The following is a 13926-nucleotide window of genomic DNA, read 5'->3' on the forward strand; positions in this document are numbered from 1 at the left end:
ACAGAGGGGGAGGGCTTACGAGTTGTCTCAAATGCCCTCAGGAGCCACTGTGTCCGACACACCCACCCTGTCCGAGCTCGACGCCGCCTCCCCGTTCGTGCAGCGCCATGTCGGGCTCTCGGCCGCCGACGAGGCGACCATGCTCGCGCGGCTCGGGTACGACTCGGTAGCGGCGATGATGGACGCCGCGGTCCCGGCCGGGATCCGCTCGGTGGAGTCGCTCGACCTGCCGGCCGCGCTGAGCGAGGCGCAGGTCGCGTCGCTGGCGCGGGAGATCGCGGCCTCCAACAAGCCCGGCGAGGCGATGATCGGGCTCGGCTACCACGCCACCGTGACGCCGCCGGTGATCCGTCGCAACGTGCTCGAGGACCCGAGCTGGTACACCGCCTACACGCCCTACCAGCCCGAGATCTCCCAGGGCCGGCTCGAGGCGCTCATCAACTTCCAGACCATGGTCGGCGACCTGACCGGCCTGCCGGTGGCCAACTCCTCGCTCCTGGACGAGGGCACCGCGGCCGCCGAGGCGCTGGCCCTGGTGCACCGCGCCAACCGCAAGGGATCCGGTCCGTTCGTCATCGACGCCGACGCGCTCCCGCAGTCGATCGAGGTCGTCAAGGTACGCGCCGAGGCGATGGGCCTCGAGGTCGTCGTGGCCGACCTCTCGCAGGGTCTGCCCGAGGGTGACGTGATCGGCGTGCTGGTGCAGTACCCCGGCGCCTCCGGCCGTGTGCCCGACCTGAAGCCGATCATCGACGCCGCCCACGAGCGGGGCGCGCTGGCCGTGGTCGCCGCCGACCTGCTCGCGCTCACCGTCCTGGAGGCGCCCGGCACCCTTGGCGCCGACGTCGTCGTCGGCTCGAGCCAGCGCTTCGGCATCCCGCTCTTCTACGGCGGCCCGCACGCCGGCTACATGGCCGTCCACGCGGGGATCGAACGGCACCTGCCCGGTCGTCTCGTCGGCGTCTCCGTCGATGCGGAGGGGCGGCCCGCGTACCGTCTCGCGCTGCAGACCCGCGAGCAGCACATCCGCCGCGAGAAGGCGACCTCCAACATCTGCACCGCACAGGTGCTGCTGGCCGTCGGTGCCTCGATGTACGCCGTCTACCACGGCCCCGCCGGGCTGCGGACGATCGCGACCCGGACCCACCGCTACGCCGCTGTGCTGGCCGCCGCGCTGAAGTCGGCCGGGCTCCCGCTGGTCTCGGAGACCTTCTTCGACACCCTGGGTGTCACCGTTCCCGGGCGGGCGGCCGATGTGGTCGCCGGGGCGCGTCGTTTCGGCGTACATCTTCGTCTCGTGGACGCCGACACCGTCGGCATCTCGACCTCGGAGGCGACCACCCGTTCGACTCTGTCGGCCGTGCTCAACGCCTTCGGCGTCTCGGGTGCGGACCTGGACGAGATCGACCGCACCACGGCCAGCGCGCTGCCCGATGCTCTGCTGCGCACCACCGACTACCTCACCCACGAGGTCTTCAACGCGCACCACAGCGAGACCCAGATGCTGCGCTACCTGCACAAGCTGTCGGCGCGCGACTACGCGCTCGACAAGGGCATGATCCCGCTCGGCTCGTGCACCATGAAGCTCAACGCGACCACCGAGATGGAGCCGATCTCGCTGCCCGGCTTCGCCGACCTGCACCCGTTCGTGCCCGTCGAGGACGCCGCCGGCTACGCGCGTCTCGTCGGCGAACTGGAGGAGTGGCTGGCCGAGGTCACCGGCTACGACGAGGTCTCCATCCAGCCGAACGCCGGCTCGCAGGGTGAGTTCGCCGGCCTGATGGCGATCCGTGGCTACCTGGACGCGCAGGGCCAGGGCCACCGCAACATCTGCCTGATGCCTTCCTCCGCGCACGGCACCAACGCCGCCTCGGCCGTGATGGCCGGGATGAAGGTCGAGGTCGTGAAGTCCTCCGAGGACGGCACCGTCGATCTCGACGACCTGCGGGCGAAGCTCGACGCTCACGGCGAGAACGTCGCCGCGATCATGGTGACCTACCCCTCGACCCACGGGGTCTACGAGGAGGGCATCACCGAGGTCTGCTCGCTGGTGCACGAGGCCGGCGGTCAGGTCTACATCGACGGCGCCAACTTCAACGCGCTCCTGGGCTACGCCAAGCCCGGCGAGTTCGGCGGCGACGTCTCCCACCTCAACCTGCACAAGACCTTCTGCATCCCGCACGGCGGTGGCGGTCCAGGCGTCGGTCCGGTCGCGGTCCGCTCCCACCTGGCGCCCTACCTGCCCTCGCACTCCTTGCACCCGGACGCCTCGAAGCGCTCGGGCATCGGCGCGATCTCGGCCGCTCCGTACGGCTCGGCGGGCATCCTGCCGATCTCGTGGGCGTACGTCCGGCTCATGGGTGCCGAGGGTCTGACCCGGGCCACCGCGGCAGCTGTGCTCTCGGCCAACTACGTCGCGGCCCGCCTGAACGAGCACTTCCCGGTGCTCTACCGCGGCGAGACCGGGCTGGTCGCGCACGAGTGCATCCTCGACCTGCGGCCGATGACCAAGGAGACCGGTGTCACCGTCGACGACGTCGCCAAGCGGCTCATCGACTACGGCTTCCACGCTCCGACGATGTCCTTCCCTGTCGCCGGCACGCTCATGGTCGAGCCGACCGAGTCCGAGGACCTCGGCGAGCTGGACCGGTTCATCGACGCGATGATCGCGATCAAGGGCGAGATCGACCGGGTCGCCTCGGGGGAGTGGACCGCGGAGACCTCGGTCCTGCGCGGTGCCCCGCACACCTCCCGCGCCCTCGTCGGCGACTGGGACCGCGCCTACTCGCGCGAGGAGGCCGTCTTCCCCCGCGGCATCGACCCCGACAAGTACTGGCCCCCGGTCGCCCGGATCGACAACACCTACGGCGACCGCAACCTGGTCTGCTCCTGCCCGCCGGTGGAGTCCTTCGCCGAATGACGCCACGCCGAGTCGGCTCGTCCTGACCGAAATGCATGCCGAGTCGGCGCGTCATGACGCGCCGACTCGGCGGGGTTTTGCGTCAAGACGAGCCGACTCGGCGCGGGTTTGTCAGCTGAGGGTCATGGTGGGCTCGCCGTTGGCCGTGAGACCGGTGCCGTGGGTGCAGGTGCCGGACCTCGGCGCGCCACCGTTGTAGGCCTGGCGCAGGCAGTTGCGCAGGGCGAGCTGTCCCCAGTAGTTGGGGTGCAGGCTCTCCTGGATGTAGTAGTTGCCGCTCGCGGTGGAGACGGTGCGGATCTGGTTGACCCACTCGGTGCTGTCGACCGCGCCGGAGGCCCGCCAGCTCGACAGCCCCTTCTCCTCGAGCAGGCCTACAGTGTTCTCGCACAGGCGGCGGCCGGCGAACGCGCCGGTGACGTCGAGCATCTTGACGTTGGTCAGGCCGGAATCGGCCGCCGCACCCGAGATCGCGTTGTTGATCGTCGGCAGGATGGTGTTGTACGCGTAGTCGGCATCGGCGTTCCAGAAGCCGCAGCCGCCGGTGTTCTGACGGGTATAGCCGGACTCGCTGTAGCGGTAGACCGACGAGGTCGCCAGCGGCGAGGGCACGTTCTGGACGATGAGGGTCCAGGCGCCGTCGGCGTAGCCCGCGTTGCGCATGGCGGTGCGCACGTTCCCGAACGCGGTGGCGATCCGGGCCCTCACCGCCGCGACGTTGCTCGCGGCCATCGCGCTGGTGACGACCGCGTCGTCCTTGCAGTAGTCCTTGAACCAGGACGGCGAGGCCAGGAAGTCCTGGACGCACTGGGTCACGATGGCGGCGAAGTTGAAGTCGTTGCCGCCGATGCCGATCGTCACCGCCTTGACGTTGTGGCTCGCCGCGAAGTTCTGCAGCATGAGCGCCTGGCCCTGGTTGCCGCTGCTGGAGTAGAAGTCGATGCCGGGCTTGAAGTAGCCCTCGCTGGTCGTGGTCGTGGCGACCTTCGCGCCCGAGCAGGCCAGGTTGAGGCTGCTCACGCCACCGCCGATGTACGCCTCGGCGGCCGTGCTGCGGTGACACCGGTTGATCGTCTCGGCGGTGTGGGTGGCGTTGTCGAGGTATGTCGCGCTGCCGCCGGCATCGATGAGCGACTCGCCGGAGTTGCTGTTGCCCGCCCAGCGGCCGGCCTCGCCGGAGACGTAGCTGTCACCCACCGTGACCATCCACGGCGCGCCGCTGCCGGGGCCGTCGGCGTGTGCGGGCGAGGCCATCAACGATGTCGCCGAGAGCAGGGACGCGGGTAGGAGAAGGGTTGCGGCGACCTTGGCGATACGGGTCGTGAGACGCGGCACGGAAACCTCCGGTTGGTCTGGGACGGGCTTCCGCGACGCGGAGCCGACTCAGGCTAGTGACGTACGGCACTCCGGGGAATGGCCGCAAAGTAATACCTGTCGTGCTGAAGGTTAATTCTTCGGTGCTAGCCCAGATCGACCCGAGATCTTCCCGGCGTCAGGGAAGGAGCGGGACAGATGCAACCCGGGTCAGGTGCCGAGGACCTGGAGGGTGGACCCCTCGCGGCCCTTGGCCACCGCCAGCTGGGTGGGGATGCGCTCGCGCATCTCGGTGACGTGGCTGACCACACCGATGATGCGGCCGCCCTCGCGCAGGGTGTCGAGCACGTCGAGCACGTCGTCGAGGGTGTCGGCGTCCAGGGAGCCGAAGCCCTCGTCGACGAAGAGCGTGTCGAGCATCTGCCCGCCGGCCTCGTTCATGATCACGTCGGCCAGGCCCAGGGCCAGGGCGAGGGAGACCACGAAGGTCTCACCACCCGACAGCGTGGCCGGGTCCCGCGACTCGCCGGACCAGTCGTCGCGGACCAGCAGCGCCAGGCCACCGCGGCGGTCGCCGGCACCCTTGGCCGCGGAGTGCTCCAGGGCGTAGCGCTGGTCGCTCATCTTCGCGAGCCGTTCGTTGGCGGCGGCGACGACCTGGGTGAGGCGGTAGGCGACGACGTAGGCCGACAGGCTCATCTGGAGCTGGTTGTCGCTGCTCTTGCCCTCGGTGAAGGCGGCGATCCTGGCAGCGACCTCGAGGTCGCCGCGTACGGGCGCCCAGGCCGAGAGCGCTTGGGTCAGGTCGCGTTGCAGGGAGTCGAGGCGGGCGGCCCGGTTGGCGGCGGTGTCGGCCGCCGAGCGTGCGGCGTCGGCGGCGTCGGCGGCCTTGCGGTGCGCGGTGGAGAGCGCCGGCAGGTCCGGCTCGTCGGTGGTCAGGATCTCGGCGGCACCGGGGGAGTCGAGGGTCGCCCGGGCGGCCGCCAGACTGTCGGCGTACGCCTTGATCTGGCCGTTGAGCGCCGCGACCCGCTCCGGTGGGATCGCGGCGGCGAGGGCGGTCTCGGGGCTGTCGAAACCGGCCCGGACCGCGGTCGCGGCGAGGGTGCACTCGGCACCGGCGAGCGCTTCGGCGGCGCGCGCGGCCGCCTCCAGGCGCTCGAGGCTCGTGGACGCCGTCCGGTGGTCGCGGTCGAGGGCACCGAGGAGGGCGTCGAGATCGGGATGGTCGCCACGGATGTCGCTCAGCTGCGCCTCGAGCCGCTCGCGTTCCTCGGTGAGATGACGCAGCGTGGTCTCGAGCTCGGCGGCGCGGGTCTCGAGCTCGGCACGGAGCGTCGCCGCACGCGACCGGGTCTCCTCGGCGGCGGTGAGCTCGTTCCGCAGGCTGGGTTCGCGCGCGGCGACGCGCTCCAGAGCGGCCAGGCGCTCGGCCAGCGACGCGGCGGGCTCGTCGGTCTCTCCGACAGCCTCCTGGGCGAGCTGGAGGCGGGTGGTCAGGTCGCGCACGTGCTGGTCGCGGGCGTGCTCTTCGGCGCTGGCGTTGTCGTACGTCGCCTGGGCGGCCTTCTCGGCAGCCGCGTCGGGAGCGCCGTCGGCGGGGGAGGCCTTGTGCGGGTGCTCGTGGGACCCGCACACCGGGCAGTCCGCGCCGACCGCGAGCGCCCCGGCGAGCTCGGCGGCGATGCCGTCCAGCCGGGCCTGGCGTACGTCGAGATAGTGGGTGCGCGCCTCCATGGCGGCCGTCCTGGCGGTCTCGTGCCTGGCTCGGGCGTCGACGAGCTCCCGCGTCAGCCGGCCGACCTCAGTGACCGCGGCGACCTGAGCACGCAGCACGGGGATCGCCGCGGCGGCCTCGGTGGCCGCCGCCAGGTCCGCCGTGAGTGCCTCGACCTGCTGTGGCAGCTCCTCGGCGAGGCGGGTCTGCTCGCGGGTCTGGGTGAGGAGCGTGTCCCGCTGCCTGCCGGTGGCCGCGAGCTCGCGGGTCACCTCGCTGAGACGGCGCTGGACCGGCACCAGGGCGCGAGCCTGGGCGAGGCGGGCCGAGATCCGGTCCACGGCCACCTTGGCATCAGGCAGGGTCAGGTCGCTCGGGGCGAGCGAGGTCGCCTTGGCGTGCTCGTGCCGCGCTTGGTCGGCGAGCTCGCTGACCCCGGCCACGGCCTCGGCCCGCTGGGCGGCCTCGACGCGGCGTACGCGCTCCTCCTGCTCCTCGGCCGCTGCGACGAGACGGCTCTCGGCTGCGGCTGCCGCTCGCAGGCCGCGCTGCTTCTCAGCCATCGCGCGCGCGGCGTCGAGTGCGGCGAGGGTCTCCGACTCCGCGGCCAGGGCCTCCATCGCGGCGCCGGAGGTGACGGCCTGTGACTCGGTGGCCTCCTCGGCCAAAGTGCGGGCCCAGGTGGCGATCGCGCCGTCGCCGGCGGGGAGGCCGAGGTCATGGACGTCCCAGTCGTCGGGGAGGGTGACGGCCGCGGTCTCGCTGATCCGGCTGACCACCTCGGCCACGCCGGCGTTGAGCTCCTCGGAGCGGCGCCGCAGCTCGACGCGGCGCTCGCGCAGCCAGCGCTCGACGTCGGCGAACCTCTCGGTGCGGAAGAGGCGCTCGAGCAGCCGCTTGCGCTCCTCGGCGCTGGAGCGGAGGAACGCCTGGAAGCGGCCCTGGGGGAGCATCGCGACCTGCACGAACTGGGTGAGAGTCATGCCGAGGAGATCCGAGACCAGGTGGCCGGCCTCGTCGAGGCGGGTGGTGAGGGTGCGCCACTCCTCACCGACCTGTTCCATGAGCACGACGGAGGCCTGCTGGGTCGTGGTGCCGGCGCCACGCCGCTTGGGCCGCTCCCACGACGGAGAGCGGGTGATCCGGAATCGTCGCTGGGCGAGGGTCGCCTCCAGCACGACCCGGGTCGCGACCTCGGCCGGGGCCCGGTCGCTGCGTAGCCGCTTGGCGACCGAACGGTCGCCCGGGACGTCGCCGTAGAGGGCGAAGCAGACCGCGTCCAGGACGCTCGTCTTCCCGGCTCCGGTGGCACCGGAGAGCAGGAAGAGCCCCGCCTCGGAGAGCTGGTCGAAGTCGACGTTCACCGTGCCCGTGAACGGGCCGAACGCGGCGACCTCCAGGTGGTGAAGGCGCATCAGAAGAGCACCTCGAGCCACTCCTCTTCCTCGGCCTCGCCGGAGCGCGAGTCGAGAGAGTCGACCTCGGGGTCCTCACAGCAGGCGTCCACGGCGCTCTGCAGCAGGGCCAGCTCGGCCTTGGCCGCCGGCTCGCCACGGAGCTCGCTCACGAACTCGGTGACCAGGTCGATGTCACGCCGCGGCCGGGACGGGTCGGGCTGGGACAGGGCGCCGAGAACCGGCGCGGTCGACTCGAAGCCCAGCACGAGCGTGTGCGGGAAGCGTCGCCGCAGCCGCTCCATCGCCTGGGCCGGACGGATCCGGTCGGTCAGGGTGACCTGCAGCCACGACTGCTCGTGGACCTCGTGGCGGGGGTCGCTCAGGAGCTCCTCGAGGGTGCCTCGCAGCCGGGCAAGCTGCCGCGGGACGGGCGCCTCCACGAACTCGCTGGCGACGAGACCCGACTCGTCGAGATCGATGATCCAGGACCCCTTGAGGTGGTTGGCCTCGGAGAAGGAGTAGGCCAGCGGGGAGCCGCTGTAGCGCACCGTCTCGGTGATCGTGTGGCGGCCGTGGAGATGCCCGAGGGCGGCGTAGGAGATGTCCTCGAAGAGACTGGCCGGCACCATCGAGACACCACCGACGGAGATGTCGCGCTCGGAGTCGGAGGGCTCCGCGCCGGTGACGAACGCATGAGCCATCACCACGCTGCGGCCGCCCCGGCGGGAGAGGTCGCCACGGACCCTGCGCATCGCCTCCCCGAGAGCCGCCTGGTGGGAGCGCGACTCCAGCCCCCACGACGCCCTGGCGGCATCGGGATCGAGATAGGGGAGACCGTAGAAGGCCACCTCGCCGTGCTCGTCGGGAAGCATCAGCGGGCGGCCGACACCGGCCAGATCGGTGCGGATGAAGATGCCGGCGGCGTCGATCAGCTCGGAGCCGAAGCCCAGACGCTGAGCCGAGTCGTGGTTGCCGCTCGTGATGACCACCTTGGCCCGCGAGGCCGCGAGCCGCGCGAGCGCCTCCGAGGCCAGCCGCACGGCGTCCACCTGCGGCAGCGCACGGTCGTAGACGTCGCCGGACACGCACACCACGTCGACGGATCCCTGCTCCACCACGGCGAGGAGATGGTCGACGTACGCCGCCTGGTGCCCGAGCATGCCCTCCCGGTGGAAGGACCGGCCCAGGTGCCAGTCGGAGGTGTGCAGGATCCGCATGAACCGAAAACTATCGGTCGGCGCCGACACTCTCTCGGCCGACTCACCGCCGGAGCCGGGCTACACGGGATAGGTGACCTTGATCGCCAGGTGGCGCTGCAGGTTGTCGGCAGCATCGGAGACCCGGCGGCGTACGCCTGGGTCCAGATCCAGCTCGATGACCGCTCGCGCGGCAGCGAGGGTCTCCTCGGTCACCGACCTGCTCGGGAAGAACGCCTCGGCGGCCTCGGCCAGGCTCCACCCCGAGCGCTTCTCGGCGGTGGCGGGGAGCTCGGCGAAGTAGCGCTCGACATAGCCCGCGGTGAGCTCGGCCGGACCGGTCCAGAAGGCCCGCCCGGCGGCCAGGATGTCGTAGTTGGGCAGATCGGTCTCGCCGGTGAACACCGACCAGCCGTACGCCTTCGCCTCGGCGTCGGGAAAGCTGACCAGGGCGCCGTTGAGGTGGATGCGGGCCTCGTTGGCCGGCTCCGCGTCGTACGCCGCCTGCAGCTCCTCACGGGTCGCGAACCCGTTCTCGGCGAGCTTGGCCAGGACGCGCCAGCGCAGGTCGAGGTCGGTCTCGATGCCGGCCGGGGGAGTGGCGAGCCACTCCCGCAGCAGCGACTCCGAGCTCGCCGAGCGGATCGCCGTGCGGTAGGCCGACAGCTGCAGCTCGGACCCGGGAGCGACCTCGGCGAGCTTGCGGAGGGCGGCCTCGTGGAGCCGCTCGCGGGCGCCGGCGGGCGCCAGCGGCACCACGGCGCCGAAGAGCCACGGCATGGTGCGCCTCGGGGAGTCCTCGAGGTCCTCGACCGGCAGCGACGCCTCGGCGATGTCGATGACGTCGGCCGGGTCCACCGCGGCGTTGAACCAGGCGCTGCGCAGGTTGTTCCACACGCCCGCGCGCAGGCCGTCGTCGGTGATCTCCGGGAGCGCCGCCTTGAGCGCCTGCACGGTTTCCCAGTCGGGGATGACCGAGGCCCAGGTGTCGTCGTAGGGGTCGAGCACGACGGCGTTGGCGGCCACCTCGAACGGCGTCCGGTCGCCAGCCACGGTGATCTCCGAGGTGGTCCACTGCGTGCCGTTGAGGACGGCCGCACGGAAGGTGTGGGACCGGTCGGCCGGGTGCAGCGACGGCGCGGTGCGGTTGACGACCATCTTGGCCGGGTCCCAGGACAGCGTGTCCGGACCGGCGGTGAGCAGCCACTGGGAGGTGAAGGCGTCGAGATCGAACTCGACCCCCGCCGCGGCCGCAGCCGAGTCCCAGGACGCGAACAGGTCGTGCATCGTCGCGTTGCCGAACCGGTGCCGGGTGAAGTGGTCGATCGCGCCGGCGAAGAAGACGTCGTCACCGAGGGACGCCGCCAGCTGGCGCAGGATCGCGGAACCCTTGGAGTAGGAGATCCCGTCGAAGTTCTGCAGCGCCGAGACGGCGTCCTCGGCGCCGTTGCCGGCGACCGAGTGCGTCGAGCCGCGCTGGTCGGCGGTCAGGCCCCACTGACGGCGGGCGTAGGACATGTCGGCCCAGGCGTCGGCGTACTCGGTCACCTCGGCGGTCACCCGGTTGCCCATGTACTCGGCGAACGACTCGTTGAGCCACAGGTCGTCCCACCACTGCGGCGTCACCAGGTCGCCGAACCACTGGTGGGCCATCTCGTGGGCGACCGTGGTGGCGCGCTGGATCCGCATGCCACGGGTGACCCGGCTCGTGAAGACCAGAGGGTCCCGGAAGGTCACGCAGCCCGGGTTCTCCATCGCACCCGCGTTGAACTCCGGCACGAACGCCTGGTGGTAGTTGCCGAACGGGTAGCGGATGCCGAAGAGCCGGTGGAACTCGTCGAAGCACTGCTTGGTGAGGGTGAAGAGCTCCTCGGCGTCCTTGTCGAGGTCGGCGGCGATGCTCTGCCGCGAGCTCAGTGACAGCGGGATCCCGTCGTGCTCGTCATGGATCATGTGCCACGGCCCGGCGACGAGCGTGACGAAGTACGTCGAGAGCGGCTGGCTCCGCTCGAACTCCCACTCGCCCGGCGAGGTCTGGGTGCCGGGCGCGTTGCCGATCACCGTCCAGTCGTGTGGCGCGGTGACGTGGAAGGTGTAGGGCGCCTTCAGGTCGGGCTGGTCGAAGCAGGCGAAGATCGTCGGGGCGGCGTCCATGAAGCACATCCCGTAGACGTAGGCCCGCCCGTCGGCCGGGTCGACGCTGCGGTGCAGCCCCTCGCCGTCGTTGCGGAACGGCATCGTGGCCTCGACGACGAGCTCGTTGGCGCCCTCCTGCGTGGTGATCGGGAGACGTCCCTTGGCGAGCGTGGCCGGGTCGACCGGACTGCCGTTGAGGCTGATCCGCGCGGCCGAGACCGGTTTGAGGTCGACGAAGGTCGGCCCGCCCTTCGAGGTGAACCGGATCGTCGTCACCGAGTCGAAGGTCTCCTCGCTGGAGGCCAGGTCGAGACGTACGTCGTAGTCCTCGATCTTCAGCAGACCGGCACGGGCGGTGGCCTCGTCACGGCGCAGGGGCAGGCTCTGGGTGCTCACGTCGCACAGGCTAACGGGCAGGTGGCACTCTTACCCCATGACTTCCTCTGCGGCAGACCTGCGCTCGGTATCTCTGGAGAAGATCGGTGAGCACCGCTTCCGTGCGACCAACGAGCGCGGAGGCTCCGTGGTGATCGGCCACGGCGACGACCCCGACTTCACCCCGGTCGAGCTGCTCCTCGCCGCGCTCGCCGGCTGCAGCGCCCTGGACGTCGACTTCATCACCGCGAAACGCTCCCCGATGGAGACCTTCGAGGCCCTCGCCGCGGCCACCAAGATCCGCGACGAGCACGGCAACCGCCTCGTCGACCTCTCGGTCACCTTCGACATCACCTTCCCCGAGGGCGAGGCCGGTGATGCGGCCCGCACGGTCCTCCCGGACGCGATCAAGAAGTCCGAGACCCGGCTGTGCACCGTCGGCCGCACCATCGCCGTCGGAAGCCCGGTCACCTACGGCGAGGGCGCCCTGTCGTAGCCGCCGCGCCCCCGCGCCGTGGCGTCAGGGGAGCAGGAGGGCGGAGTCGCCGAACTCGTGCCACAGATAGCCGTCGGCGACGGCGGCGTCGTAGGCAGCCTGGGTGAGCTCGGGGCCGGCGACGGCTTCGACGAGCAGGAGATGGCTGGCCTGCGGGTCGTGCCAGCCGGTGATGAGCCCGTTGACGACGTACGGCGGGTTGGCGGGTGTGATGACGCGGTCGGTCCAGCCGCTCGCCGCCCTGACCGCGCCGGTCGCGGGGATGACCGCCGACTCGAGGGCGCGGGTGACGGTGGTTCCGGCCGCGACGACGCGGCCGCCGGCGTACCTGGTCTGCTCCACCAGTCGTGCCGTGGTCTCGGAGACCTCGAACCACTCCGCGCCGGGGGCCTCGCCGGCCTCCTGGGAGGAGACGCCGGTGTGCAGGGTGACGGGTGCGATCTGGATGCCGCGGGTGACCAGCTCGGTGACCAGCGGATGGGTGAAGGGGCGCGCCGCCGAGGGCATCTCGGCGCTGCCGGGGCGGTGGCCGAAGACGGTCTGGTAGGCGGAGAGCGGGTAGCGCCGGTCGAGATAGCCGTACGCGATCGGGCGGCCGGCCCTCTGGAGCTCGGCGGTCACGTCGCCGGTGACGCGGGCGCGCCAGAGCCGGTTGCCCTCACCGGTCGGGGAGGAGGCGCGGCCGTCGGGGTAGGGCTCTCGGAGAGTGACCCGGAGGCCTGCGGTCACGATCACGTCACCCTCCGCGGCGTCGAGCACCGACCGAGCGGCGTCCGGAGCCGAGCGGATCTCCACGACCCAGCCGGTGTCGAGACGCTGAGCGAGGTGGAGCACGACCCGGCCACGCCCGATGAGGTCGGCGTCGAGCTGACGTGCCTCGGTCACCGAGTCGTTGACGACGATCATGTCGCCGGGCGAGAGGTGGTCGGCAAGGTTGCGGAAGCGGGCATGTCGTACGCCGTCGGGGGCCGCCACGAGCAGGCGCACGCCGTCACGCTCGAGCCCACGCCACTCCGCGGGCGCGGGGGCGGTGGTGTCGTCGGGAAAGGGGAACGTGGTGGTCGGTCGTTCGGCGAGCATGGTCATCGAGTTGCTCCTACGGCGAGGTCGGCGGCGCGGTAGCGCCCTGAGGGCTGCGTGTTCGCGAGTAGCGCGAGCACGTGCGGGACGACCGACTCCGGCAGCGGCCGGTCGGAGATGTCCTCACCGGGGAAGGCGGCTTGGTGCATCGCGGTACGCATGTCGCCGGGGTCGACGGCGTAGGCGCGGATGCCGTTCTCCTCCCCGAGTGTGAGGATCAGGTGGTCGAGCGCGGCCTTGCTCGCTGCGTACGTTCCCCAGGTGGGGTAGTGCTCGACCGCCGCGTCGCTCGAGATGCCTACGAGGGTGCCGTGCGAGGCGATCAGGTAGGGGAGGAGCCGTTGGGTGAGCGTGAGCGGAGCGAGCAGGTTCGTCTCGAGCACGCGCGCGAAGAGGCTCTCGGGGACCTCGGCCAGGGGAAGCATCGGGCCGAGCTCGCTGGCGTTGTGCACGAGCAGGTCGAGGCGCCCATGGCGGGCGACGGCGGCCGCGATCGCGTCTTGATGGTCCTGGTCGCGTACGTCGCCATTCACCGTCGTCACCCGAGAGCTGTGCGGCAGTGCGGCATGGAGACGGTCGGCGTCACGGGCGTCGGTGACGACGCTCCAGCCCTGGTCGACGAGGGTGGTCGCGAGGGCGAGCCCCAGCCCTGCGGAGCCGCCGGTGATCACGGCTACTTCGTTGTCTGATCTGGTCATGCCCCCTAGAATTCAACCTAAAGTGAACTTGAGATCAAGGGCTGTGACGGAAAGAGTTGAGATGAACACCCACGACCTGCTCACGATGGGCGAGGTGACCCGGCGCAGCGGCTATGCGGCCTCGGCAGTGCGCTACTACGAGAGTCAGGGCCTGATCCAGGCCGAGCGGTCGACCGGGGGACAGCGTACGTTCGAGCGCAGCGTCCTGCGCCGGCTCGCCTTCATCCGGGCCGCCGCCAACGTCGGGCTCTCCCTGGACGAGATCAAGGCCGAGCTCGACTGTCTGCCGGGGGACCGGACGCCCACGAAGGCCGACTGGGCGCGGATGTCCAAGCACTGGCGCCGCCGCCTCGAGGAGCAGATCCACGCCCTCGAGCGCCTCCGCGACAACCTCGACTCCTGCATCGGCTGCGGCTGCCTCTCCCTGCAGCGTTGTCGCATCTCCAATCCCGGCGACGCCGCTGCCGCCCAGAGCCCCGGCGCCGCGTACCTCCCCAAGGTCCTGCGCCGAGACCCACCTCGCCGCCGCCCCTGACCCCGCCGAATCGGCAGAAATGGCGGGCCGAGAATGCAGTTGCGGGCGACGAGACTGGAGTT

General features: G+C 71.1%; 9 protein-coding genes. 3 read left to right on the plus strand and 6 right to left on the minus strand.

The genetic code is table 11. The annotated features are described in order from the left end of the window. Nucleotides 1-49 precede the first annotated feature (49 nt). Entirely contained in the window at nt 50-2920 is a 2871-nt protein-coding gene (gene gcvP / locus ABZ796_RS22065) for an aminomethyl-transferring glycine dehydrogenase (RefSeq protein ID WP_357339801.1), read from the plus strand. Between the two features lie 111 nt (nt 2921-3031). Here gcvP and ABZ796_RS22070 read toward each other — a convergent pair whose 3' ends face one another. The 4 genes from ABZ796_RS22070 to pepN form a co-directional block, all read right to left on the minus strand. Next, a complete protein-coding gene (locus ABZ796_RS22070) occupies nt 3032-4255 on the minus strand; it encodes a hypothetical protein (protein WP_357339803.1) in 1224 nt (407 codons plus the stop codon). A 189-nt stretch (nt 4256-4444) separates the two neighbouring features. Then, nucleotides 4445-7366: an SMC family ATPase gene (locus ABZ796_RS22075; RefSeq protein WP_357339804.1), complete on the minus strand. Its 2922-nt coding sequence runs from the start codon at nt 7364-7366 to the stop codon at nt 4445-4447. Then, nucleotides 7366-8565, minus strand: coding sequence for an exonuclease SbcCD subunit D (locus ABZ796_RS22080; RefSeq protein WP_357339806.1), 1200 nt, complete (start codon nt 8563-8565; stop codon nt 7366-7368). Before ABZ796_RS22080 ends, ABZ796_RS22075 begins: the two co-directional genes overlap by 1 nt. 60 nt (nt 8566-8625) lie before the next feature. Beyond that, on the minus strand, nt 8626-11076 hold the full coding sequence (pepN, locus tag ABZ796_RS22085; RefSeq protein ID WP_357339808.1) for an aminopeptidase N: 2451 nt from the start codon (nt 11074-11076) through the stop codon (nt 8626-8628). Between the two features lie 37 nt (nt 11077-11113). Here pepN and ABZ796_RS22090 point away from each other — a divergent pair, with 37 nt between their 5' ends. Then, entirely contained in the window at nt 11114-11551 is a 438-nt protein-coding gene (locus ABZ796_RS22090) for an OsmC family protein (protein ID WP_357339810.1), read from the plus strand. 24 nt (nt 11552-11575) lie between these two features. Here ABZ796_RS22090 and ABZ796_RS22095 read toward each other — a convergent pair whose 3' ends face one another. Then, nucleotides 11576-12637 carry an S-adenosylmethionine:tRNA ribosyltransferase-isomerase gene (locus ABZ796_RS22095; RefSeq protein WP_357339812.1) on the minus strand — a complete coding sequence of 354 codons (1062 nt, stop codon included), beginning with the start codon at nt 12635-12637 and terminating at the stop codon, nt 11576-11578. Next, on the minus strand, nt 12634-13329 hold the full coding sequence (locus ABZ796_RS22100; RefSeq protein WP_357339813.1) for an SDR family NAD(P)-dependent oxidoreductase: 696 nt from the start codon (nt 13327-13329) through the stop codon (nt 12634-12636). The genes ABZ796_RS22095 and ABZ796_RS22100 overlap by 4 nt, the downstream gene beginning before the upstream one ends. A 61-nt stretch (nt 13330-13390) precedes the next feature. On the opposite strand from ABZ796_RS22100, the gene soxR reads away from it, so the two are divergent. Further along, nucleotides 13391-13864 carry a redox-sensitive transcriptional activator SoxR gene (soxR, locus tag ABZ796_RS22105; RefSeq protein WP_357339815.1) on the plus strand — a complete coding sequence of 158 codons (474 nt, stop codon included), beginning with the start codon at nt 13391-13393 and terminating at the stop codon, nt 13862-13864. The last annotated feature ends 62 nt before the right edge of the window (nt 13865-13926 follow it).

Source organism: Nocardioides sp. NPDC047086, from assembly GCF_040643685.1.
Taxonomy (GTDB): Bacteria; Actinomycetota; Actinomycetes; order Propionibacteriales; family Nocardioidaceae; genus Nocardioides.

Bases quoted from the DNA above. Each gene is read 5' to 3' on its own strand.
- ABZ796_RS22095 (WP_357339812.1), bottom strand. From the start codon at position 12,637: ATGACCATGCTCGCCGAACGACCGACCACCACGTTCCCCTTTCCCGAC.
- ABZ796_RS22090 (WP_357339810.1), top strand. From the start codon at position 11,114: ATGACTTCCTCTGCGGCAGACCTGCGCTCGGTATCTCTGGAGAAGATC.
- ABZ796_RS22100 (WP_357339813.1), bottom strand. From the start codon at position 13,329: ATGACCAGATCAGACAACGAAGTAGCCGTGATCACCGGCGGCTCCGCA.
- ABZ796_RS22080 (WP_357339806.1), bottom strand. From the start codon at position 8,565: ATGCGGATCCTGCACACCTCCGACTGGCACCTGGGCCGGTCCTTCCAC.
- ABZ796_RS22075 (WP_357339804.1), bottom strand. From the start codon at position 7,366: ATGCGCCTTCACCACCTGGAGGTCGCCGCGTTCGGCCCGTTCACGGGC.
- soxR (WP_357339815.1), top strand. From the start codon at position 13,391: ATGAACACCCACGACCTGCTCACGATGGGCGAGGTGACCCGGCGCAGC.